This is a genomic window from Mesorhizobium sp. P2_C4 (assembly GCF_056404575.1).
Map to the genome: position 1 here is coordinate 344,023 of NZ_JBFUDT010000003.1, position 22,011 is coordinate 366,033.

Annotated in this window: 22 protein-coding genes, 2 tRNA genes and 1 pseudogene; 9 read left to right on the forward strand and 16 right to left on the reverse strand. The window is 63.0% G+C overall.

The window, feature by feature from the left end; translation table 11 throughout:
* Positions 1–56: 56 nt before the first annotated feature.
* The 6 genes from AC1DX6_RS14165 to AC1DX6_RS14190 all read right to left on the reverse strand — a co-directional run bounded on the left by AC1DX6_RS14165 (position 57) and on the right by AC1DX6_RS14190 (position 5,594).
* Positions 57–1,823 carry an adenylate/guanylate cyclase domain-containing protein gene (locus tag AC1DX6_RS14165; protein WP_477314294.1) on the reverse strand — a complete coding sequence of 589 codons (1,767 nt, stop codon included), beginning with the start codon at positions 1,821–1,823 and terminating at the stop codon, positions 57–59.
* Between the two features lie 371 nt (positions 1,824–2,194).
* Positions 2,195–2,506 carry an immunoglobulin domain-containing family protein gene (locus AC1DX6_RS14170; protein WP_477314296.1) on the reverse strand — a complete coding sequence of 104 codons (312 nt, stop codon included), beginning with the start codon at positions 2,504–2,506 and terminating at the stop codon, positions 2,195–2,197.
* Between the two features lie 108 nt (positions 2,507–2,614).
* Positions 2,615–3,103 (reverse strand): NUDIX hydrolase, encoded by a 489-nt coding sequence (locus AC1DX6_RS14175; protein WP_477314298.1) that lies wholly within the window; start codon positions 3,101–3,103, stop codon positions 2,615–2,617.
* 208 nt (positions 3,104–3,311) lie between these two features.
* Positions 3,312–3,812, reverse strand: coding sequence for a xanthine phosphoribosyltransferase (gene gpt / locus AC1DX6_RS14180; RefSeq protein ID WP_477314300.1), 501 nt, complete (start codon positions 3,810–3,812; stop codon positions 3,312–3,314).
* Positions 3,813–3,935: 123 nt separating this feature from the next.
* Positions 3,936–4,769 (reverse strand): universal stress protein, encoded by an 834-nt coding sequence (locus AC1DX6_RS14185; protein ID WP_477314302.1) that lies wholly within the window; start codon positions 4,767–4,769, stop codon positions 3,936–3,938.
* Positions 4,770–4,850: 81 nt separating this feature from the next.
* Positions 4,851–5,594, reverse strand: coding sequence for a competence/damage-inducible protein A (locus AC1DX6_RS14190; RefSeq protein WP_477314304.1), 744 nt, complete (start codon positions 5,592–5,594; stop codon positions 4,851–4,853).
* 181 nt (positions 5,595–5,775) lie between these two features.
* Between AC1DX6_RS14190 and AC1DX6_RS14195 the strand changes: the two genes are divergently transcribed.
* Positions 5,776–6,789: an alpha/beta fold hydrolase gene (locus AC1DX6_RS14195; RefSeq protein WP_477314306.1), complete on the forward strand. Its 1,014-nt coding sequence runs from the start codon at positions 5,776–5,778 to the stop codon at positions 6,787–6,789.
* A gap of 391 nt (positions 6,790–7,180) precedes the next feature.
* On the opposite strand, the gene AC1DX6_RS14200 is transcribed toward AC1DX6_RS14195, so the two are convergent.
* The 4 genes from AC1DX6_RS14200 to AC1DX6_RS14215 all read right to left on the reverse strand — a co-directional run bounded on the left by AC1DX6_RS14200 (position 7,181) and on the right by AC1DX6_RS14215 (position 9,424).
* The gene (locus tag AC1DX6_RS14200) at positions 7,181–7,420 is read right to left on the reverse strand and encodes a DUF2188 domain-containing protein (protein ID WP_477247246.1); all 240 of its coding nucleotides are present in this window, start codon (positions 7,418–7,420) and stop codon (positions 7,181–7,183) included.
* Between the two features lie 31 nt (positions 7,421–7,451).
* Complete coding sequence (locus AC1DX6_RS14205; protein WP_477314308.1) at positions 7,452–7,730, reverse strand: DUF982 domain-containing protein; 279 nt, start codon at positions 7,728–7,730, stop codon at positions 7,452–7,454.
* Positions 7,731–7,871: 141 nt separating this feature from the next.
* Positions 7,872–8,189: an SH3 domain-containing protein gene (locus tag AC1DX6_RS14210; protein WP_477314310.1), complete on the reverse strand. Its 318-nt coding sequence runs from the start codon at positions 8,187–8,189 to the stop codon at positions 7,872–7,874.
* Between the two features lie 131 nt (positions 8,190–8,320).
* Positions 8,321–9,424 carry an NADH:flavin oxidoreductase/NADH oxidase gene (locus AC1DX6_RS14215; protein WP_477314312.1) on the reverse strand — a complete coding sequence of 368 codons (1,104 nt, stop codon included), beginning with the start codon at positions 9,422–9,424 and terminating at the stop codon, positions 8,321–8,323.
* Positions 9,425–9,578: 154 nt separating this feature from the next.
* Between AC1DX6_RS14215 and AC1DX6_RS14220 the strand changes: the two genes are divergently transcribed.
* From AC1DX6_RS14220 to AC1DX6_RS14230, 3 genes and pseudogenes are all read left to right on the forward strand, one after another.
* Positions 9,579–10,157, forward strand: a complete 579-nt coding sequence (locus tag AC1DX6_RS14220; protein ID WP_477314314.1) for an NUDIX domain-containing protein — start codon at positions 9,579–9,581, stop codon at positions 10,155–10,157.
* Between the two features lie 163 nt (positions 10,158–10,320).
* Positions 10,321–10,533: a hypothetical protein gene (locus AC1DX6_RS14225; protein WP_477314316.1), complete on the forward strand. Its 213-nt coding sequence runs from the start codon at positions 10,321–10,323 to the stop codon at positions 10,531–10,533.
* A gap of 289 nt (positions 10,534–10,822) precedes the next feature.
* Positions 10,823–10,912, forward strand: a pseudogene (locus AC1DX6_RS14230) (GDP-mannose pyrophosphatase); the annotation flags it as partial.
* Between the two features lie 24 nt (positions 10,913–10,936).
* On the opposite strand, the gene AC1DX6_RS14235 reads toward AC1DX6_RS14230, so the two are convergent.
* Positions 10,937–12,442 carry an HAL/PAL/TAL family ammonia-lyase gene (locus AC1DX6_RS14235; RefSeq protein ID WP_477314318.1) on the reverse strand — a complete coding sequence of 502 codons (1,506 nt, stop codon included), beginning with the start codon at positions 12,440–12,442 and terminating at the stop codon, positions 10,937–10,939.
* A 331-nt stretch (positions 12,443–12,773) separates the two neighbouring features.
* Between AC1DX6_RS14235 and AC1DX6_RS14240 the strand changes: the two genes are divergently transcribed.
* Positions 12,774–12,858: transfer RNA gene (locus AC1DX6_RS14240), tRNA-Leu, on the forward strand.
* Between the two features lie 246 nt (positions 12,859–13,104).
* Positions 13,105–13,183, forward strand: a tRNA-Ser gene (locus AC1DX6_RS14245).
* A 426-nt stretch (positions 13,184–13,609) separates the two neighbouring features.
* Here AC1DX6_RS14245 and AC1DX6_RS14250 read toward each other — a convergent pair.
* A complete protein-coding gene (locus AC1DX6_RS14250; protein ID WP_477314320.1) occupies positions 13,610–13,888 on the reverse strand; it encodes a hypothetical protein in 279 nt (92 codons plus the stop codon).
* A 651-nt stretch (positions 13,889–14,539) separates the two neighbouring features.
* Between AC1DX6_RS14250 and AC1DX6_RS14255 the strand changes: the two genes are divergently transcribed.
* Complete coding sequence (locus AC1DX6_RS14255) at positions 14,540–14,719, forward strand: hypothetical protein (RefSeq protein WP_477314322.1); 180 nt, start codon at positions 14,540–14,542, stop codon at positions 14,717–14,719.
* A gap of 148 nt (positions 14,720–14,867) precedes the next feature.
* On the opposite strand, the gene AC1DX6_RS14260 is transcribed toward AC1DX6_RS14255, so the two are convergent.
* Positions 14,868–15,533, reverse strand: a complete 666-nt coding sequence (locus AC1DX6_RS14260; protein WP_477314324.1) for an outer membrane protein — start codon at positions 15,531–15,533, stop codon at positions 14,868–14,870.
* Positions 15,534–15,723: 190 nt separating this feature from the next.
* On the opposite strand from AC1DX6_RS14260, the gene AC1DX6_RS14265 reads away from it, so the two are divergent.
* Positions 15,724–16,101: a SecDF P1 head subdomain-containing protein gene (locus AC1DX6_RS14265; RefSeq protein ID WP_477314326.1), complete on the forward strand. Its 378-nt coding sequence runs from the start codon at positions 15,724–15,726 to the stop codon at positions 16,099–16,101.
* 84 nt (positions 16,102–16,185) lie between these two features.
* Entirely contained in the window at positions 16,186–17,997 is a 1,812-nt protein-coding gene (gene ade / locus AC1DX6_RS14270) for an adenine deaminase (RefSeq protein ID WP_477314328.1), read from the forward strand.
* A gap of 22 nt (positions 17,998–18,019) precedes the next feature.
* On the opposite strand, the gene AC1DX6_RS14275 is transcribed toward ade, so the two are convergent.
* The 3 genes from AC1DX6_RS14275 to AC1DX6_RS14285 form a co-directional block, all read right to left on the reverse strand.
* Positions 18,020–19,171 carry an alpha/beta hydrolase gene (locus AC1DX6_RS14275; RefSeq protein WP_477314330.1) on the reverse strand — a complete coding sequence of 384 codons (1,152 nt, stop codon included), beginning with the start codon at positions 19,169–19,171 and terminating at the stop codon, positions 18,020–18,022.
* A 119-nt stretch (positions 19,172–19,290) separates the two neighbouring features.
* Positions 19,291–20,364, reverse strand: a complete 1,074-nt coding sequence (locus AC1DX6_RS14280) for an alpha/beta hydrolase (RefSeq protein ID WP_477314332.1) — start codon at positions 20,362–20,364, stop codon at positions 19,291–19,293.
* 100 nt (positions 20,365–20,464) lie between these two features.
* Entirely contained in the window at positions 20,465–21,868 is a 1,404-nt protein-coding gene (locus tag AC1DX6_RS14285; RefSeq protein WP_477314334.1) for an aminopeptidase P family N-terminal domain-containing protein, read from the reverse strand.
* Positions 21,869–22,011 lie beyond the last annotated feature (143 nt).

Below are 22,011 nucleotides of genomic sequence, written 5' to 3' on the forward strand. Positions count from 1 at the left end.
CACCCTCGCCGAGGGCTGCATCGCACCTCGGCCACGGGGTCTCATCCGCGCAGTGGCTAGCCCTCTTCCAGTCCTGCGATCCGCAAGCCTTCGAAGATCGCCGCCATGCGCGATGGATCGTATTCCGGCAGTCCTGCCCTGATGCTCGCGATCGTAACGTCTGGCGCGAGTGTCTGGAACTTTGCCAGGTAGCGATGTGCCTCATCCATTCGGCCGAGCTGTGCATTTGCCGCGATCAGCATCCAGTAAGTCGGGTCGAGGCCCGCGTTGACCGCCATTGACCGCTCCGCGGCCTTCAGCGCTTCGAGATAGTTACCGCGCGCCATGTGCACATGCGCAATCGTGGTCATGGGCCACGGCGCCGTCGGGTCGCCCGGGCTCATTAGGATCGCGCGCCGGCTATGGGCGAGCGCGTCCTCCAGGTCCCCGCAATGCAGTTCAGCAATGCCTGCGACCATCAGCACGAACTGGCTGTTGGGGTTCGCCTCGACGGCATTGGCGACGATCTGCATGCCGCGGTCGTACTCCCGCATGGTCACCAGCGTCAGCCCGCATTGCGCCAGCACGGTCGCATCGCCCTGCGGATCGGCAAGGGCCCGGCGCACCAGATCGAGACAGGCGGACCGGTCGTCGCCGGTAAGCTCGGGCCAGCCCATGGCAATGCGGAACTCGAGGGCAAAACAGGCACCGGTGAGGAACGCCGCATAGTGCGGCTCGAGCGCGACTGCCTGCATGAATAGCTCAAAGGCCTCGGCGTTGTCCTCGGGCCGCGCGCTGTACGTCTTCGACAGGGCCCTGAGGTAGAGGTCGTACGCATCGAGGCTTTCAGGGCGTTGCCTGCGGGAGCGTTCGATTTCGGCCTGTCGGATCTGCGGCTCGATGACGCCGATAACACTTTCGGCAATGCGGTCCTGCACGTCGAACACGTCTGCGACGACACCATCAAACCTGTCGGCCCAAAGATGCGCCCCGGCTATCGTCTCGATGAGCTGTGCGGTGATGCGCAGCCGCTGTCCGGAGCGTCGGACGCTGCCTTCAAGCACGTAGCGGACACCGAGCTCCCGGGCGACCTGCCGCACGTCGATGGCCTTGCCTTTGTAAACGAAGCTCGAATTGCGGGCGATCACCGCAAACGACTTGAAGCGGCTGAGCGCGGTGATGATGTCCTCGACGATGCCGTCGGCGAAGTAGTCCTGCTCCGGGTCGCCGCTCATGTTCTGGAAAGGCAGCACCGCAAGCGCCGGTCTGTCGGGCAGGCGCTCCGTTGCACGCGATGGCCCACGCTGCTTCGCCCCATCCGGGCGCAGACGATAGGCACGGATCGGCCGGGCGATGTTCTTCAGCGCCTGCTCGCCGATATCCTCGAAGCGCAGGCCGATCTTTCCCGCAGCATCTTCCTGTACGCGTGCGGAAACGCAGATCCCGCCCGGCTCGGCGATCCCCTCCAGACGCGCGGCGATGTTGACCCCGTCGCCGAAGACGTCGCCGTCCTGCTCGATGACATCGCCGACATTGATGCCGATCCGGAATTCGAGCCGTTCGTCAGTTGCTATGGCAGCATTGCGTTCTGCCATGCCGGCCTGCACCTCGACAGCGCAGCGCACTGCATCGACAACACTTGCGAATTCCGCCAACAGCCCGTCGCCCGTTGTCTTGACGATCCTGCCGCGATGCCGGGCAATGCAGGGATCGAGGTGCTCGCGGCGATGGCAGTTCAAGCGGTCGAGGGTTCCTTCCTCGTCGGCGCCCATCAGCCGGCTATACCCGGCGACGTCAGCCGCAAGGATCGCCGAGAGCTTGCGCTCGACGCGGCCGATTTCCATCCGAGTCCCTCTCCAAGGCGTCAGGATCATATTCGCTCAGGTCAAGCGATCCAAGGCCGCTCTTCCGGTTCTTTGGGGTCGCGTCAACCATGCCCACCAAATGTCGGCTTGTGGCGGTCAACTCCAGACAATGCACCTGTCGCGCCGCGTCCGCTCTTGCTTTCCGGAGGCCGAAAGCTGCTGGTCCGCTGTCGGCCAACATAGGACGTGCGGTACATCGACTCTTGATTACGGCGTCTGGTGCTTACCAGACCTTTTGGACCGCGATCCATGGCACGCCGTTTGGTTAGCCACAATGTTGACGGACTGGGTGTCTGGCAAAGGCGGGTCTTGGGTACGCAGTTCGTCCAGACGATTGCCGAGTCCGGATGTCAGCCGTAGTGCAGCCTCGGCTTCGGCTCGGTGCCAGTGAACTGAACGCCGATTCGATCATTGCGGCGCCAGCGAACCTCTGATCGATAGCCAATTCCGTCGACCGGAATGTAGAGCAGGAAGCGATCGGGCACCCGGGCGTCGACCGCGACCTTCAGTTCGGCGCCGCCTTCATGCTGGTTGCGCACGGTGCAGCTGATCTCGGAATTCTGGATCCCGGTGATGATGGTCCCGCCCTTGAGCACGCGCTGGCGGTGTTCGCGCCGGTGCTCGTCGGACTTCGCTTCGGTTGGGTTTGTGGGGTCTGCCATAAATAAGAAATCGGATTGGCCGATCGATTGCTCGACGTAGCAGCACCCCCGTGCCGGCAGACAGTATGCCACAGATCAGTGGCAGTCGCTGGATATTTCAGTTTTGAATCAGGCGAACCGGTGCGGATCGGCGCAGAAATAGGCGATGATCTGGCAAAGATCAGGCTCGTTGACCATGCGCACCGCTTCGGTGGAATTCACCCATTTACGGGTGCGCGCGCGCTTTTCCTTCCACCGGTCGGCGACCTTGTCGACCTGCAGGGGAAACACCAGCACTTCGCAAGGCACTTCCTCGCCGGAGGCCAACACCTTGGCATAGAAGTAGCGGCCGGCTTCGAGGTGGGAGACGGTGCCGCGCAATCCGGCTTCCTCGCCGGCCTCGCGCGCCGCCGCCTCGCAAAGCGGCTCCTTGGCCTCGGGCCAGCCCTTGGGTATGACCCAGCGGCCGGTGTCACGGCTGGTGATCAGCATGATCTCGACGCCGTTCCCGGTATCGCGCCAGGGCAAGGCGGCAACCTGCAGGCGGCACGGCGCCGTGCCGAAGAGTCGCCGGACCCTTTCGGCCAGATGGTTGTGCGTCGTTGGCCTCGTCAACATCGGAGAAGCTAGCCCCAGCCTCCAGAATCGTTTGCCGTCTCACGAATCTTACGGCTAATCATAGGCAATAAAAGTAAAAAACTTCACACCGGCGCGCAAAACGCCCCCAGAAACGGTCGATTTCGCGAAATACGATGCCCGCGAACCTCTTTCCAAAGCAAAAGAGTATTCGCACGGCCGTTTCGACTGGAAAAAGGATCGACGCGAATCAGCCGGCGTGGTCGTCGGCGATCGGCTTCTGGTAGGTAAAACCCATGTCCCAGGGAAAGTAGATCCAGGTGTCCTGGCTGACTTCGGTGACGAAAGTATCGACCAACGGCCGGCCTTTCGGCTTGGCGTAAACGGTGGCGAAATGCGCCTTGGGCATCATGGCGCGCACGATGCCTGCCGTCTTGCCGGTGTCGGTGAGGTCGTCGATGATCAGCACGCCGACGCCGTCGTCGGTGAGCAGCGCGGGCGTGATCTCCTTCAGCACCTGCAACTGCCCCTGGCTGGTGTAGTCGTGATAGGAAGCGACGCAGACCGTCTCGATGATGCGGATGCCCAGCTCGCGCGAGATGATGGCGGCCGGAACAAGACCGCCGCGGGTAATGCAGACGATCGCCTTCCACTGGCCCTTGTTGGCGCCGGCAAGCCGCCAGGCCAGCGCACGGGCGTCGCGGTGGAACTGGTCCCAGGAGACCGGAAAAGCTTTTTCGGGAAGGGACATTCGTGCACTCCGCGCGCAACATCATGGAATGCGCGCGGAATTAACTGGAAAGTCAGGGCATTGGCAAGGGCGATGCAGCTATAGGCTGTGGACGTGAACGCGTCGCGCTCACGCCCTGATGCCTCAGCGCGACAGGAAGGCCGCGACCGGCACGGTGCGCAGCACGGTGCGCGTCACCCCGCCGAACAGCAGCTGGCGCAGCCAGGAGTGGCTGTAGGCGCCAAGCACTAGCAGGTCGGCGCCGGTCTCGGTGATCCTGGTCTGGATGACGTCATCGACGGAGATACCGCCCGACTTCAGCACCGAGACGCTGACCGTGGCGCCATGCCGGGACAAAGCGGCGGCGATCTCGGCGCCGGCGGCCTCGGAATTCTCATCCAGCGTATCCGGCGGATCGATGACCAGTATTTCGGTCTTTTCGGCCTCGATGATGAAGGGCAGGGCGTCGAAGGTGGCGCGTGCGGCCTCCTTGCTGCCATTCCAGGCCAGAAGCACATGCTTGAAGCTGGTGGCGAGCGGACCCGAATGCGGCACCACCAGCACCGGACGGCCGGCATCATAGACCAGTGTGTCGATATCGGCGCTCGGGTCGCCGCCCGACTCGCGCTGCGCGGCGATGATCAGATCGGCGGAGCGGACGCTGGAGATGCCGGTCAGTGCACTGTCGCCAGAAAAACTCTCCAGGCTGCGCCACTCGAAGGACAGGCCGGAATTCTCGATATGCCTGAGGAAAACCGCCTGCAATTTGTCGGCGCGCTCCCGGCTCATATCGGCGGAGACCTGCAGGAATTCGGTGTCGGGAAAGCCGGTGGCCGAAGTGTAGGGGACAGGAAGCGCCTCGGCATGGATGCCGATGAGATGGCTCTGGAAGCGCTCGGCAAGCGGGATGGCGCAGTCGAGCACGCGCTCGGCATCCTGTTCGTTCTGCAATATGGCGACGATGGTCTTGAAGCGCATGGCAAATCCCTCATTTTGCGGCGATCGAAATCGTCAACGGGAAACGCTACACCGCCATGCTTTGTTCCGGCCTGGTCCAGATCAACTTGCCGTGCTGGCGAAGCCCGCGACCATGGCTTCGACATCGGCCCGCGCGGCGTCCAGCGCCTCCTGGCTGCGGGCGCGGACGACCAGCTCCGTCCAGAATTTGCCGTCGCCATATTTCGGATAGGAGCCGATGATGGTGTCCGGGTGCGCCTTCTGGATGTCGCCCAGGGGACCACCGATCAGGCCTTCGCCGAACGGGCAATGCACGGTCGCCGACAGCATTTTGGTGCCCGCCTTCAGCGTCGGCACGACATTGTCGAGCATGGCCTGGAAAATCGACGGCACGCCGGCCATGACATGGACGTTGCCGATGCGGAAGCCGGGCGCGATGGACACCGGATTGTCGATATGGTCGGCGCCGCGCGGCATGCGCGCCATGCGCTTGCGCGCCTCGGTGTATTCGAGGCCGCGCGTGGCGTAGCTCGCTTCCAGCATGGCATAGGCCTTGGCGTCGTATTCGCACGGCACGCCAAAGGCCTTGGAGATAGAATCCGCGGTGATGTCGTCATGGGTGGGGCCGATGCCGCCGGTGGTGAAGACATAGGTGTAGCGGGCTCGCACGGCATTGACCGCGGCGACGATCTCGTCTTCCTCATCGGGAACGACGCGCACTTCCTTCAGGTCGATGCCGATCGCCGTCATGATATCGGCGAGATGGCCGATGTTCTTGTCCTTGGTGCGGCCGGATAGAATCTCGTCGCCGATGACGAGCATGGCGGCGGTGACGATTTCAGGCATGGGAAGCTCCGGCAAACGGGTCACCTTGGCAGGCAAGGTCGCCTGAGGAAGACAAGGTCGCCTGAGATAGCGCGGCGAACGGCCGGCGGCAATGCCGGGGGACGACGGACCGGCTTTCACGCCCTTGCGGTCAAACCGGCGGTGGGTGATGGTGCGCGCCGGTCCAGATGCCGGGTGAAGAATGCTTCTATCTATTCTGCTGTGGCTGCTCGGCGGCCTGCTGCTGCTGGCAGTCGCGATGGGCGTCTTTCTGGTGCTGGCGACGTTGTGGATCGCCGCGAAAGCTGAAAGGCTGGTGCCGGCGCGCGGAAAATTCGTCGAGATCGACGGCAACCGCATCCACTATGTCGAGGAAGGCGAGGGGCGGCCGATCGTCTTCCTGCACGGCATGGGCGCGCAGCTGCATCATTTTCGCCATACGCTGTTTGGCCGCTTCGGCCGGGGATACCGGCTGATCGCGCTCGACCGCCCAGGCTCCGGTCATTCGGTGCGGGCCAGGGGCGCCACCGGGCGTTTGCCCGAACAGGCCGAAATCGTGCGCCAATTCATGGAAACGCTCGGGCTGGAAAAGCCGCTCGTCGTCGGCCATTCGCTGGGTGGCGCCATCGCGCTGACGCTGGCGGTGGAGCATCCGCAAGCGATTTCCGGCATCGCCTTGCTGGCGCCGCTGACGCATCTGGAACCACGTGTGCGGGAGAAATTCGGCTCGCTCTACATCCAGTCGCCGCTGCTGCGCTGGATCATGGCCCACACTGTTGCGATGCCGGCGGGCCTGAGATACGCACGGCGCACGCTGAAATTCGTCTTCGCGCCGCAGACCACGCCGGCCGACTACATGGTGGATGGCGGCGGCTGGTGCGGATTGCGGCCGAACCATTTCTACGCGACTTCCACCGACGTCGTCGCGATCGAGCGCGACCTCGGCGGCCTCGAACCGCGCTATGGCGAAATCGCCATGCCGGCCGGCATTCTGTTCGGCACGCGCGATCGTGTGCTGGGCATCCATGTCCATGGCGCGCCGATGACGGGAAAGATCAGGGGGCTCGATTTCGAGCCCGTCGAGGGGCTCGGGCACATGCCGCAATTCATCGAGCCGGAACGCGTCACCGCCTTCATCAAGCGCATCGCCGAGCGGGCGTTTGCCGCACGGACATCACCGCGCCCTCACGACAATTTCACTGAACCTTTGGGGTGATTGCCAGTTTACCCGTGTCGCAGCATCGCGACGCAGACACGGAGTAACTTCAATGATCACCAGACTTCTTGCAGCATCGGTTTTGACGATTGGTCTCGCCACCTCAGCGATGGCGCAATCGTCCGCCGTCTATACCGCCCACACCCGCCATCGTCCGGTTGAACAGACGATGACCGTCGATCCGAACACCACCGGCAGCATTGATGCCTCCGGTCTGAACACCATGGGCTCAGGCGCGATGGGACCTTGCGCCTCGAACACGCCAGGACCGGACGCCAACGCCGATTCACGACAACTACTGCGGCAAGTGATCGGCTGCAGACCTCGACTGACCGGCAGGATGCCTCCAAAGGGCATCCACGGCCGGCAGAGAGACAAACAAAATCAAAAACTAGTCGGAAACTTCGGTCTGGGGCCGGTCGCGGCCGTCGGCCAGTTCGTCGTGCCATTTGCCGTCGGCGTCCTCATACTGGATGCCATCGGTCGAGCCGGCAACCTGCTGTTCGGCCGAAGCGATCTCGGCGGCGCGCAGCGCGTCCTGATGATTGGGGAACGTCTCCGAGAATGTCGAGCCGACCTTGTAGGCCCAGCCCCCGTCGTGCTCGACGATCTTGTAAGTCAGCTTCGCCATGAAATCCTCCTGGTGAAAAAGCTCCGTTCGCTCAATGCAGCTTGCTGTCGAGCAGCCGGTCGTCGGGAACCAGCACTTCCGATTCCTTGGCCGCTTCGATCAAGGCGCGGCGTGCATCCGCCGTCGAACGGTAACCTTCCAGCACTTTGAGGCAAGTGTCGAGGGCATCACGATGCCGGGGGCCGCGATTAAGTGGCCAAACGGTCATCAGGCACTCCGCCGCCTCCTGGGTGCTGCGGATATGGCGACATTTGCCGACATGACCGAGTTCGACCACGACCGGCGTTTCAAAAGGTTTGTTGTCCATCATGGGCGCAACGCAAAGCAGCCAATTTGGTTGCAAAAGTGGCCGTCAGCCTGCGCCCAAACGTCTCAGAGCCTGTTCGGAAACTTCTACTCCGGCGGCCATCAGATGGCGCTTTCTGCGCTTCCGGTGCCCACGAACGGCTCCTCAGTAGCCGCAATCGTTGCGCAGCCAGCGCGCGTTCGCCCAGCCGGTGCCGCCACCGATTTCGACCTTGTACCAGTTTCCGCGGCGGTCGAAAATCTCGGTATGATCGCCGTTGAACAATTGCCCGATCATGCGCGACGACGAGTTCGGCCGTGCGCGCACGGCGAGAAAGCCGCTTCCCGTCGCCAGATTGTAGTGGCGGGAGAGGCCGTGCACGGTGCCTTCGCAATATTGCGCACCGGCCGGCGTTGATGTGCCAATCCAAAGTCCGACCACTGCTGTCAGCGCCGCAATCGGCAAGAATGCCTTGTATGACATGATTTCCTCCCAAGCCTCGGCCACGCCCGCCGCAGCCTCACCCAGCGTAACAGTTTGCGGACAAAATTGAAGCGGGAGCTACTGTCCGGAACTATGAGCCGCACGGCGCCGGCATCAGGAGAACGGGCCGGTCAGCCCGCCGCCTTCATCCAATGCTGCATTGTCGTCACCGAGCGGGCCAGTTGCGGGGCAGGGTGAATTTTCTCGTCGAAGGTGGCGGCGGCGCGCCATCCCCATCGCGGATCGGCGAGGAAGGCGCGGGCGAGCGCCACCATGTCGGCGCTGCCATCGGCGACGATCGCCTCCGCCTGCCTGGGATCGTCAATCAGTCCGACAGCGCGTGTCGGAATGCCGGCTCCCTTGCGCACCGCTTCCGCCAGATGCACCTGGTAGCCGGGGCCGGTCGGCAGCTTCTGCAGGGGCGAATTGCCGCCGCTCGAACAGCAGATATAGGCGATGCCAAGATCCTTCAGCGCCTTGGCCACTTCGATCGCGTCCTCGACATCGAAACCGCCATCAACCCAGTCTTTCACCGACAGGCGGGCGCCGAGCATCAGGTCGGGGACGGCCTTGCGCACCGCCTTGGCGATCTCGGTGACAAAGCGCATGCGGTTCTCCAGCGAGCCGCCCCAGCGGTCGGTGCGCTGGTTGGAGAGCGGCGACAGGAACTGGAAGACCAGATAGCCGTGCGCGGCGTGCAGTTCGAGGAAGTCGAAGCCGGCGCGCTCGGCCCGCCTGGCGGCTTCGGCAAAGCGCTCGATGAGCTGCAGGATCTCTTCTTCCTCCAGCGCGTGCGGCACGTTCCAGCCGGTGTCATAGGCGATGGCCGAGGCCGAGACGGTCTGCCAGGGATCCTCGTTTGGCTGCAGCGGCCCGCCGCCCTCCCAGGGCTTTCGGTTGGAGGCCTTGCGACCGGCATGGGCAAGCTGGATGCCGAATTTCGTGGCCGGAGCAGCGACCCGCCTGGCCGCATCCAGCGTGCGCCGGGCGGCAGCCTCGTTGTCGTCGGAATAAAGACCGAGGCAACCGTGCGTGATGCGGCCGCGCCGTTCGACGTCGGTCATCTCGACGGTGACCATGCCGGCCCCGGACATTGCCAGGTTCATCCAATGATAGAGGTGCCAGTCGCTGGCGGAGCCGTCGTCGGCGGAATATTGGCACATCGGCGCCACCGCGATGCGGTTTGAAAAGGTCAGGCCATCAAGCGTGATCGGCTGGAAAAGCGATGTGGTCATCAGAAAACTCCGGAAAGGATGCTGTTATCTAGGCAATGGCGACTGCCGGCGCCAGACACGAGGCGGTGAAACGCTTTTCTGGACCAATCGCTGGCCGGATTGCGGAAACCGCGGTTCGCGGCTACGCCTTGCCGCCGACGCCAAGGAGTTCATCATGGAAGATCGCATTCGCATCCGTTCGGAGGAAGTCCTTTCCGATGACTGGGCGGTCCTGAAAAAGACCGTCCTCGACTATCGCCGGCGTGACGGGCAGTGGGAGACGCAAATCCGCCAGACCTATGATCGCGGCGACGGCGCGGTGATCCTGCCTTACGATCCGGCGCGGTCGACGGTGCTTTTGGTGCGGCAGTTCCGTTACCCCGCCTATGTAACCGGCCATCGCGAACCGCTGATCGAGGCCTGCGCCGGCCTGCTCGACGAAAACGATCCGGAAACCGCTATCCGCAAGGAGGCCGAGGAAGAACTCGGCTACCGGCTGAAGAGCATCGAGCGGCTGTTTGCGCCCTATATGAGCCCCGGCAGCGTGACCGAGCGGCTGTGGTTCTTCATCGCCCGCTACACGCCCGCCGACCGCATCTCGGCCGGTGGCGGCGCGGTCGACGAGGGCGAGGACATCGAGGTTCTGGAAATGTCGCTCGACGACGCGCTGGCCGGCATTTCAGACGGCCGCATTATCGACGCCAAGACGATCATGCTGATCCAGCATTTGAAGTTGTACCCGATTTTCGCTTGATCCGCCTCCCTGTTCCTGCGCCGGAGGGCACACTGCCAATGCCACTGCTCCCCGCTTGAGAGCATGCGGCGAGCCGCCGCAGCATCAACGTAAGAAGGGAACGAACCGCTCCGCCATGTGTTAGCAACTCATGATGAACAGATTGGACCCCCACGGTCGCGGGATGGCGGCCGATATTTTGGCGCTGGAACTTGCCAGAGCAAGACAGCGCATTAGCCGAGCCAAACTCGCCCTCGAAAGCGCGGAAGAAATGCTGGACGAGGATTGTGGCGTAGCCGTCAAGCTTGCGCTCTGCAGCACGATCAGGTCCGCGCAACGGCGTGTGCTGGAGGCCAGGAAGCGCCTTACGACGATCGATCCCGCCGGCATGAATTGACCCGGATTGTAGCCGGCGATGCTCCCGACCTTCAACGTGAAGACCAGCGAAACAGCGACATGTGTTGCGCTGCCAGGCTTGCGATGCTGAGGCACCGAGTGGTCCACCACATCGAGCGCACTGACGCCTCGGCGCAGAAGGTCGAACAGGCGCTGGCCAGGTTCGCTGAGGCAAACGCGCTCGGTGACCGTCTCGCGCCATGGCGTAGGCACTGACAAAACTCGCCTGGGCCGGTTAGGTCGAGAACCCCACGTCAAAGTTAGATGCGGCCGGTTCGACCGCTCGACGAGCGCTGGCCGGCATTTCAGACGGCCGCATCATCGACGCCAAGACGATCATTTTGATCCAGCATTTGAAGTTGAACCCGTTAAAGCCTTAGGACCGAGAAGCCCGGTGAGGGGTTTCACTCGGTGTGCTGCGGACAGGGCGGCACGTCCACTTCGCGGATGAAGGTGCGCAATTCCTCCATGTCCCCGGACAGAGGCCGATCGTCGGAATAATGTGCGATGTTGTCCCGGACCATGCGGTAGATAATGTCGGTGCCGGGCGCACGTGCACCGCGCTCAGCCAGGAAATCATGGGCCTGCGCGGCGGCCATGAGTTCGATTGCCAAAATGTATTCGGCGTTGTCGATAACCGCGAGCAGCTTGTTGGCCGCCACGGTCGGATGCGCCAGAAAGTCCTCCTGCAGGCCGGAAGTAACACCGCCGTCGGTCGCCGCCGGGGCGGCCAGGCGCCGATTGACGTTGCTCAGCGACGTGGCGGTGTATTGGGCAATCATGAAGCCGGAATTGGCTCCGTCCTCATCGGCAAGGAAGGGCGGCAGATTGTTGACAAGCGGATTGACGAGACGGTCGATCCGCCGCTCGCTCATTCCAGCCACCTGCGCCAAGGCAATCGTCAGGCCATCGGCGGCCTGTCCGAGCGCGGGCGCCACCGCATGCGCTTCTGAAACAACCTGCGGATCGTTCAACGATCCGAATACAGCGGGATTGTCGGTGACCGCAGCCAATTCACGGTCGACCAACTCGGCGGACCGATCCAGCACCTCGCGGGCGGCGCCGTGAACATGCGGCACGGCACGAAGACTGAGCGCGTCTTGCGTGCGACTGCCGTGGGCCAGCGCGATAAACTCGCTGCCGTGAAGCCAGCCACGCAGCGATCTGCCGACATCCTGAATGCCGGGTGAGGGCCTCATCGCCAGGATGGCTTCGCCAAACGCCGGCATTTGCGCGCCGGCGGCTTCAAGCGTTAAAGCGGCCGCGGCGTCAGCCCAACCCAGCAAGCGTTCGGCGCGCTGCACGGCAATGCTGGTCAGGCCGGTCGCGCACGCCGTGCCGTTGACGAGGCTCAAGCCTTCCTTCGCGCCAAGCTCCAACGGCTCCAGGCCCATTTCAGCCAGCGCCTCGAGCCCGCTCATGGAGCGGCCCGCCACGGTCGCACTGCCTTCACCGATCAAGACCAGCGCTACATGGGCGTTGTGCGTCAGATAGCCGGCCGATCCCCTGGATGGCACATCGGGAACGCAGTCGCGCTCGATAAAGGTGAGCAAGTTGCGGACGATCGTTGGGCTTACGCCCGAATGGCCATGGGCGAAATTTGCCACTTGCGCGGCAATGATGGCGCGCACGCCGCGCCTTGGCACCAGGTCCCCGACGCCGCACGCGTGACTGCGAATGATGTTGCGCGACAGTTTCTTTTGCAGGGCAGGCGCCACGACCTTGCTGGCCAATGCGCCGACCCCGGTATTGACGCCATAGGCACGGATGCCTTTTTCGACGATGGAAGCGACGAGCTGGTTTGCAAAAGCGATCCGCTCCCACGCAGCCTCACTCAGCGCCAGGGTGTCGCCTTCGCTCACCTGCGCGATGTCGCGCCAGCTCGCGTTTTTGTCGATCGTTACTGTCATTGGTCGTTCCGAAATGGCGGACGCGCGAGCGCTGTTGGCTCGCGCGAAGGCGGGGTGAGAACCTTGCTTTTGGCGCCGCACCGTACAACGGCGCGGCGATGCATGATGGCGACGGAATTGCTGACGGATATGACTGTAGCGACGTCGCGGGTGATAAAACCGGGTCAAGGAAGGCAAAATTGTCGAGTGGGATGTGCCGCATCATCGACGCCAAGATGGTCATTCTGATCCAGCATTTGAAGCCGGACCCCGGCCTGGTCGGCTGATCGGCAGCGGTCGCCGCCAGAGCAGGCTTGCAATCCTGTCTGGCTCTATTACCAGTGGCGGCCACGCGGACGTGGCGGAATTGGTAGACGCAAGGGACTTAAAATCCCTCAGCTACGGCTATCCGGGTTCGATTCCCGGCGTCCGCACCATCTGCGGAGATTGCAACGCGCCATCGGTTCCTCCTTGGAACTCCCGCCGTTTTCGGCGGCGAAACGGCATACTCCTGCATGCTTGTGCAAACAATCTACGTCCATTGACGCAAACATGAGCCGCCACAGTGAGGCAGCGGGCTTAGGCCATTTAGCATCTTCACCTACTTCCATTGCAGGCGCCGGTTACCCTAATCTTCAGATTGATCACAGAACGCTTGTTTCTGTAGCCTGCTGTAAATGTTCGCGCTCGTAGCTCAATCAGGACAGAGCCACCAATAGAAGTCTCGGGCAGATGCAGGTTCGATCCCTGCCGAGTGCACCAATTTCCGAACGTCCTGTGCTCTCCGCAATCCTCAGCGGTGTCGTGCCCTCAAGAGCATAGAATCGCTGGGGACTGGTGATCGTCATTTCCATCTACATCGCTGGAATCGCTGCCCTGATGCTCGCCAGCTTGATCTGGCGCTACAGGCAGCGTGACAGGGTGGGTATGTGCGGTACCGATGGCCGGCATGGTGCCTACGTCCTGTTTCGGATCGCAGATCCGGCTACACCAAGAGTTGTAATATGCTCCTAGGCCTATTGGAGATGCTGACTGGCCGTCAGTCCAGGCGCATGTAGGTTCAGCCGGCGTGCTAACCGCCGGCGAGGTCCGGCGGCCGGAGGCGGTCCCTCCCCAAAGGCTGCCGGACCCCATCCTGATACAAGCTCATCGTCTAGGCCGTCGGTCCAGCGTTACCGCTGCGCCGGCCTAAGTCAGCCCTTTTTTGCGACCGCCTCGGTGCAACGGTCGGTTAGGAACGGCAGGCTGTTTGGTAACGTCCGGAGTGGTCTCCTCCGCCGCCTGCTTGGTGTCTCGCCGCCCATAGGCAAGCCTCAATACAAGCGCGAAGTATCCGATCTGCAGCAAAACCGCTGCGATAATGCCCCACGCAACAGCCTTCCAGATTGATCCTGTGGCTGCATAGGCCCAAGCCCCGACGAAACCCGACGTCGCCAGCATTCCCACGAGAAACTGCGGAAAATACATTGCCCCCAATCCGCTTCCCGTCCCCCAACGGGTCTCAAGCGAAAGTTTTCATTATTTTAGCGATTGCGCAAGTATCAAATCTGTCCAGCCATTAGCGGGGGAAAACGTCCGAACAGGGTTTTGTTGCAGGGTTGCTAATATTACGTTCAGCTTTAGCCGGCTTGCCCCCAACGAGAGCCCCAAGCCGGTCAGGCCCGACGGTCAGTCGAACACACCCCAACAGACTGTCGGGCCGCTGCCTGGAGCACGCCGGCCGAAGCCAGCGGGAGGGCTGGAGTACGCCAGAGTGTGGTCTGGCAGATTGAAAACGGTCAGATCCGACTTTGCTTCATGAGTTGCTAAAGTACGGAACGTCACATGGACATTGCCGGAACCGAACGGGGCCGAATTAGCCCTTTGCATTATGCTCTAAAACCTTGGCCTACCACTTAGGTAGGAGCCTCGCGAAGCGCGCGTTTCCCCCCTGCTGGTCTCCAGCCGCCGGGGCCCCTCGCGCGTCCTGGCGCCCGCCTGTGGCTGGCAGCGTATGGGTTAGTCTGCGGCTATCCGGCTCACTCTCGCGTCACGGTGCATTAGCAGGAGCTTGTATTTCGCCTGAAGCAGGATCATCATGCAAGCCGCTTTGTCGGGAACTCTGAGGAAGGTTTTCCGATGCGTCCGGTGCTTATAGTGATCGCCCTGGCAGTTGCCTTTTTCCTATGGGACAGGCTTGCGAACGAAGGCCGGTACACGGATGCAGCGGAACATTCTTTCCGAAACGCTGCCGCTGATCTGCCGAGCGGGTACGGCAGCACCGGCATCAAATTCAACCGCGATCTCTTCAAGCACTAGGTCAGCACGATCTTCGGATCGACGTGGAATGTTGACGATGCTTTTCCCTGATAGCACGGGTTCGGTCCCCGTCGTCCGCTCCAGTAATCACAGGGCGTTTTCGCGTTTTAAAACAAAAGCCTGTGGCGATGGCTGAACCCAGCGGCGCTCAGAATTTGTAGCTTAGGTTGATGCCGACCGTGTTCAGCTTCACGTCCTGATCGCGATCGTTGAAGGGGGCCGCCACGTCAAAATGCTCGGAGCCGAAATCATAGTAGCGATACTGCGCGCCGACGATGAATTTGTCGGTCAGCGCGTAGTCGACGCCGGCACCCACGGTCCAGCCGACATTCGTGCGTGTGCTGGCGAAGGCCGGGCCCGAGACTTGCGATGTTTCGATGCCGGCAAAGGCGACGCCGCCAATGCCGTAGATCAGCAGGCGGTTCATGGCGAGGCCGGCTTTGGCGTTGACCGACCCGAACCACTTGATGTCGGTACCAAATGTGCCGCCCAGGCCCGATACCGCCGTGCCGTCGATCGTGGAATAGTTGAGGTCGGCCTCAGCGCCGACCACCGCCTGGTCGAACTGCCACAAGCCGGCGACATGGCCGCCGATGAAGCCGCCGTCGATGTCGGGCGTGATGGAAAACGGTGCGCCTTCCGTCACTGATATGTCGGATTGGCCCCAGCCATAGCCAGCCTGCAGGCCGGCATAGTAGCCGGTCCAGTCGAAGCCGGGCGCGGTCATCGGCAGGTCTGTCATTGGATCGGCGGCGAAAGCCGGCACGGCCAAAGCGGTTAAAAAACCGGCACTTGCGAGCGTCAGGCGATGCATCAGGCTTCCCGAACGTCGGTTCCAGAATGACACTTCTGGTTGAAGGTAACCCGATTTGCCGCAAAACGGAATCATATTTCGACCGGGGCCGATATCTTGGGTTGCCATGGTTTACGACCTGCCGCGGCGATGGCGGCATTGCCGCGGCAGCGTCGCCGTGCAAGATCGGCGGCTTGCAAGGTAAAACCGGATGCTCGCCCTGTTTCGTCTGATCGCCGGCCTCGCCATCGTGCTGCTCGCCTGCGGGCTGGCCATGGCCAAGCCGTTGACGCTTGCCATTGCCAAGGCGGATGTCGTGCACGATCCGGCGCCGGGACAAGTGGCGCTCAACCTCAAGCTGACGCCGGGCAGCAAGCAGGCATTCGCGGCCTTCACCAAGGCGAATGTCGGCAAGACCATCGATCTCAGCATCGATGGCGCCGTGGTGATGTCGCCGCGGCTGGTCGAGCCGATCCTCGGCGGTGAGATCATGGTCAGCGGTACATTCGCCAAGGGCGAACTCAGGCGCCTGGCCGAACGGATCTCGTCCGGAAGCGCGAAGGTCGCGGTCGATGTGAAGGCTGAATAGCCTCGGGACCAATCCACCGATCTAGCGTTCCGCGCTGGTCAAAACGCCGCCGGCTTGGCACAGTCAAGCAAACAGGAGTCTTTCATGGCCAAGAAGCCGTCCGCGACGAAACCCAAACCGTGGGCCGAGATGGCGACGCAGCTGGTCGATGTCGCGATGGGGCGCAAGCCTGCCGATCTGGTCATCCGCAACGGGCGCTGGGTCAATGTTCATTCGGGCGAGATCATCGCCGGCACCGACATTGCTATTGCCGGCGGCCGCTTTGCCTATTGCGGGCCGAATGCCAGCCACGCCATCGGCCAGGGCACCAAGGTAGTCGATGCCGGCGGCCGCTATCTGGTGCCCGGCCTTTGCGACGCGCACATGCATGTCGAGAGCGGCATGGTGACGGTCACCGAGTTCTGCCGCGCGGTGATCCCGCACGGCACCACCTCGATGTTCATCGATCCGCACGAGATCGCCAATGTGCTCGGCCTGCCCGGCGTGCGGCTGATGCATGACGAGGCCGTGGCCATGCCCATCAACGTGCATGTGCAGATGCCGTCCTGCGTGCCCTCGGCGCCGGGGCTGGAGCATGCCGGCGCCGAGCTGACGGTTGCCGATGTCACGGAGGCCATGACCTGGGAAAACATCATCGGCCTCGGCGAGGTGATGAATTTCCCCGGCGTCGTCGCCAACGATCCAGTCATGTCCGGCGAGATCGCGGCGACAGTCAAGGCCGGCAAGACGGTCGGCGGCCACTATGCCTCGCGCGATCTCGGCCTGCCGTTCCACGGTTATGTCGCTGGCGGGCCAGAGGACGACCACGAGGGCACGCGCGCCGAGGACGCCATTGCCCGCGTGCGCCAGGGCATGAAGGCGATGCTGCGGCTGGGCTCGGCCTGGTACGATGTGGCGTCGCAGATCAAGGCGGTGACTGAAGGCGGCATCGATCCGCGCAACTTCATCCTGTGCACCGACGACAGCCATTCCGGCACGCTGGTCCATGAGGGCCATATGGACCGGGTGGTCCGGCACGCCATTCAACAAGGCTTGAAGCCGGTGACGGCGATCCAGATGGCGACGCTCAACACCGCGCAGCACTTCAAGCTGGAGCGCGAAATCGGTTCGATCGCGCCGGGGCGGCTCGCCGATGTGCTGATCGTGTCCGATCTGGCTGAGATGACCATCGACGAGGTCTATGCGCGCGGCGTCAGGCTGGCCAAGGGCGGCAAGCTCGACATCGACATTCCGGCCTACGACTATCCGAAAACGGCGAAGAACACCGTCAAGCTCGGCAAGAAGCTGAAAGCCGGCGATTTCGACATTGCGGCACCCAAGGGCGCCAATGAGGTGCGGGTGCGGGTCATCGGCGTGATCGAGAACCAGGCGCCGACGCGGGCGCTCGAGGCCGATCTTGCGGTGGAAGACGGGCTGGTGGCCATGGATCGGCGCAACGACGTCTGCCAGATCGCGCTGGTCGAGCGCCACAGAGGCACGGGCGGCGTCACCAACGCCTTCGTTTCCGGCTTCGGCTATATGGGCGACTGCGCCATGGCGTCGAGCGTCGCGCATGACAGCCACCACATCATCGTCGTCGGCACCAACAAGCAGGACATGGCGCTGGCCGTGAACCGGCTGGGCGAGGTCGGCGGCGGCGTGGTGCTGTTCTCCAAGGGCAAGGAGCTGGCGCTGGTCGAAATGCCGATCGCCGGGCTGATGTCGGACGAGCGGGCGGAAATCGTCGCCGCCAAGGCCGAGCAACTCACCGAGGCGATGCGCAAGATGGGCTGTTCGCTCAACAACGCCTACATGCAGCACTCGCTGCTGGCGCTGGTCGTTATCCCCGAACTGAGGATTTCCGATGTCGGCCTGATCGACGTCACGACGTTTCAGAAGGTCGATCTGTTCGTCTGAGGTCCGGGCAGCGTGCCTTTGGTCAGCCGCCGGTGGCGATGGTCAGCACCTTGAACGGCGTGGTGATGACGACTTCGGCCATGGAGCCGACGGCCTTGCCGATCCCTTGGCCGATATCGTCAAACTCACCCGGATCGTTCGATCGCAGGGCGGCTGGTGTACGCAGTCGGTCACCGAGCAATTGCACCAGGATCGGATTGTCCGCGAACTTGGCATGGTTCAAACGGTCACCGCCCTTGGTCTTGGTCAGATCCGCCACGACCACGCCATAGCTGGCAAGGTCGGCCGCATTGCCGTAGTCGCCGACACGTGGCTTGTCGCCCGAGATCAGGGAAGACAGCTTCAGCGCACGGTCGTCTCCCGACAGCAAAATGGCGAACGGCTTGTTGGGCTTGCCGTAGCGGATCATCTGTTTCTTGAAGACGTCGACATCGATGTCCGGCGAGGCCAGGATGACGTAGCCGAGCTTGCCGCCGAGATCGCGGTCGCCGGTGATGGCGAGCTGGCGCAGCGCCTCCATCGTCACCCACGTTCCCATCGAGTGCGCGATGATGTCGATGCTCTTGGCCCGGGTCTTGGCCAGCATCCTGAGCGTCGCCTCGAGATCGTCACGGGCGGCGTTGGCACTGTCCTTGTCGTAGATGTAGCCGGTCGTCTTGGCGCTCGACGCCCATGAGAACAGCACCGGCGTGCCCGGATATTTGGTATCGTGGGCGATCTGTGTCAGCCGGTAAACGCCGTCGTCGAAGCCGTTGTTGAAGCCGTGCACGAAAACCAAGGCGCGGTCGCCACGCATGGCGATGTCGGCGCCGACCGCCTTGGCGAATTGGGGGGCGTCCTCGTAGTGGGTGACGCCGGTCGCGGTGAAGTCCTTGGCCGGGTTCGAGTTGGCGGAACCCTTGGCCCGCTCGATAGCGCCCACTTGATGGACCTTGGGGACGGTCACGTCGACGCGGGCGTAGAGGGTGGTCAGCGAACGTTCGCCGTCGAACACCTGGCGCGGGTCTTTCGTCGCCTGCTGGCGGGTGGTGGCGACGAAGATCTCATGCGTCGCCGCAATATCGGCGGCGGGTGCCGTGATCGTCGTCTTGTTGAGAAGGTCGTGCGTGTTCTGGTTGGCGCAGCCGGTGACGGCGAGCGCGAAGGCAACGGCGAGGACAGTCTTCGAACGCACGGTTACGCGAGCTCCCGCTGGCGCATGACGCCTTTTCTATGTCGATAGAGCCAGAGGCCGTCCAGGTCCAGTTCAAACTGATCCGATGGCTCGGCAATCGTGAACAGGCGCGACCGCACCTACTGGCCGAGCTGGCTGATACGCTCTGTCACCGTCTGGTCGCTGGCAAAACCGTCATCCTCACGCAGCCGCTGGCCAATCATCTTCACCAGCTCGGGATTGTCGGCGAATTTGGTGTGATTGAAGCTGTCGGTTCCCTTGACCTTGGAGAGGTCGACGACCGTCACGCCGTAGGACGCAAGATCGGCGGCGTCCTTGTAGTCGCCGACGCGCGGCCGCGAGCCGGCGATCAGGCCGGACAGCCGCAGCGCGCGGTCGTCGTCGGACAACAGCAGGATGAATGGCTTGTCTGGCTTGCCGTAGCGCCGCATCTGGCTCTTGAACACATCGACATCGATGTCGGGCGAGGCGAGGACGACGTCGCCGAGCTTGCCGCCGAGATCGCGGTCGCCGGTGATGGCCAACTGGCGCAGCGTTTCCATGGTGACCCAGGTCCCAAGCGAATGGGCGACGATGTCGATGCGCCGCGCGCCGGACTGCTGCAGCATGCGCAGCGTCACTTCCAGCTGGTCGCGGGCGACACTGGCGCTTTCCTTGTCGTAGACATAGTCGGTGGTCCGGGCGCCCGATGCCCAGGAAAACAGCACCGGCGTGCCGGGGTAGCCGGAATCGTGGACGATCTGGGTGACGCGATAGACGGCGTCGTCAAAGCCGGTGTTGTAGCCATGGACAAAGACCATGACGCGGCCGCCGCGCGCGGCGATGTCGGCGCTGAGCGCGCTGGAGAATTTCGGCTGGGCGTCGTAGCCGACGACCTCGGAAGCCATGAAGTATTTCGCCGGGTCGTCCGACTTGCCGCGCGAACGCCGCTCGATCTGGCCGGCCTGATGGATGCCCGGAACGGTGACATTGACGCGGGCATAGTTGAGCGTTGCCGAGCGCTCGCCGTCGAAAACCTTGTTGGGATCGTCGGATTTCTTGCGCGTCGTGGCGATGAAGATCGAGTGATTGCCGGCGATTTCCGTCACCGGCGCGGACACGACCGTGCTGCCGAGAATTTCCTGTGTTTGCGGGCCGGCGCAGCCGGCAACGAGCAAGGCAAGGACAACGGTAAGGATCTTCTTTACAGGCACTTAGAAATTCCAACTCTGGCCGAATGGCCCATCCACCCCCGCGACACCTCCCGGACAGGTAGAGTGCGGCAGAACTAAGTCATGTCCAGTCGAAATGCGGTCAGCGCCTGTCGACAGCCATCGCACTGTGGCGCGAAAGCCAAAATGGCGGCAGGAACGCCGGTATGTTGGAGAAGGGCAGCACCTCCGGCTTGAGCCGGATGCCGAGCACCTCGTTCATGAAGGCGCGGCGCGCCTCGATGCGGCGCCAGGCCTCGGGATAGCGCGCGGCGATCTCCTCGCGCAACGCCTGGTCGGCGAGCGCGATGCCGTCCTCGATGTTGGTGGTGAAATAGTCGGTGCCGGTCGCCGGAATGATGTCGACCTGCAGCGCCATGCCCGATTTCAGGGGGATGTCGGAGCCGGCAAATATCGGAGAATGCATCCATTCGTCGATATGGACGAGATGGCCGGGGTTGAGCGAGACGCCGAAGAACGGATCGCCGATGCGATCGTGCACCGCTTTCCAAAGCGCGCCGCCGGCAACGCCGATGCCGACCGTTTCATACCAGTCGACAACTGCGCTGAAATAGGGCGCGACCAGTTTCTCGACATAGTCGCGTATGCCTTGTGGAAGGTCTGACGCGCCTTCGGCCAGGAAGCCGGCGCGGGCGTTGAGCGAGCCCTGGATGCCATAGGCCATGGTGATCGGGTCGCCGCGCCTGATGATGTCGAGGCGTGGGCTGGGCAAGCCGTAGGCCGCTCGCTTGCCGGCCGACAGCATCGGATGACAGCATTGCGGCAGGCCGTTGATGCCCATCAGCCGTGCGGCCTGCAACTCGGTCATGCCGGGTTCGATGCCTGAAAGCACATTGCGAAGGCCTTGCGAGGAAAAGGTTGCGGCGAATTCGAACGACGCCAGTTGGTCGGCCTCGTTGATGGCGCGCAGGCCGTCCGCCGGGTTCATCAGCAGGTTGGCCGCGTTCAGGACCGCGCCCTTGTCGCCGACAAGCGTGCGCAGCGTGTCGGCGATGAAGGACGGCAGGTCGAGCGCCGTTTCGCCAAAGCCGGCATCGCCGGGACCAAACGGCTTCCAGCCGATGGCGCCGATGCGCTGGCCGGCCTTCAGGCCGCAAGCGGTGAGGATGTCGGGAAGCGCCGCCGAGCGGTCGCGCGGCTGCGCCGGCAGCGAAAAAGTCTGGTAAAGGATGCGCTCGTAAGGGCCGTCGCAGATCTCGGCATAGCCCCAGCCTTCATTGCCGACGAGCAGTTTCGGCTGCTTGCCCGGGACGATGACCAGCAGCGTCTCCTCGAAACGGGGATCGTAGCCGCAGAGATAGGCGACATTGGCCGCGTGCTCGCGGTCGCCATAGATGGCGAAGGCCTCGAAGCCCGACGCGGTGCCGCGTGTCAGCAGTGCGTCGATGCGCGCTTCGTAGGTGGTGCGCGCAACGAACGGCATCAGCGTCGGCTCGCCAAATTCCGGCAGCGACATGGTTTTCAGGGCAACCGATGCGACAGGCATGAACAAACGCCTTCAAGTGCTTGCAAGGTTTTTAGGAATGCCCCTGCGGCGGGGCTGCATAATCGACCGGACAATGGCTTTGCGAGGCCGGATATGCAATAGGCGGGGATCGAACTCGCGCACAGGCGATCCGGGTGATCTTG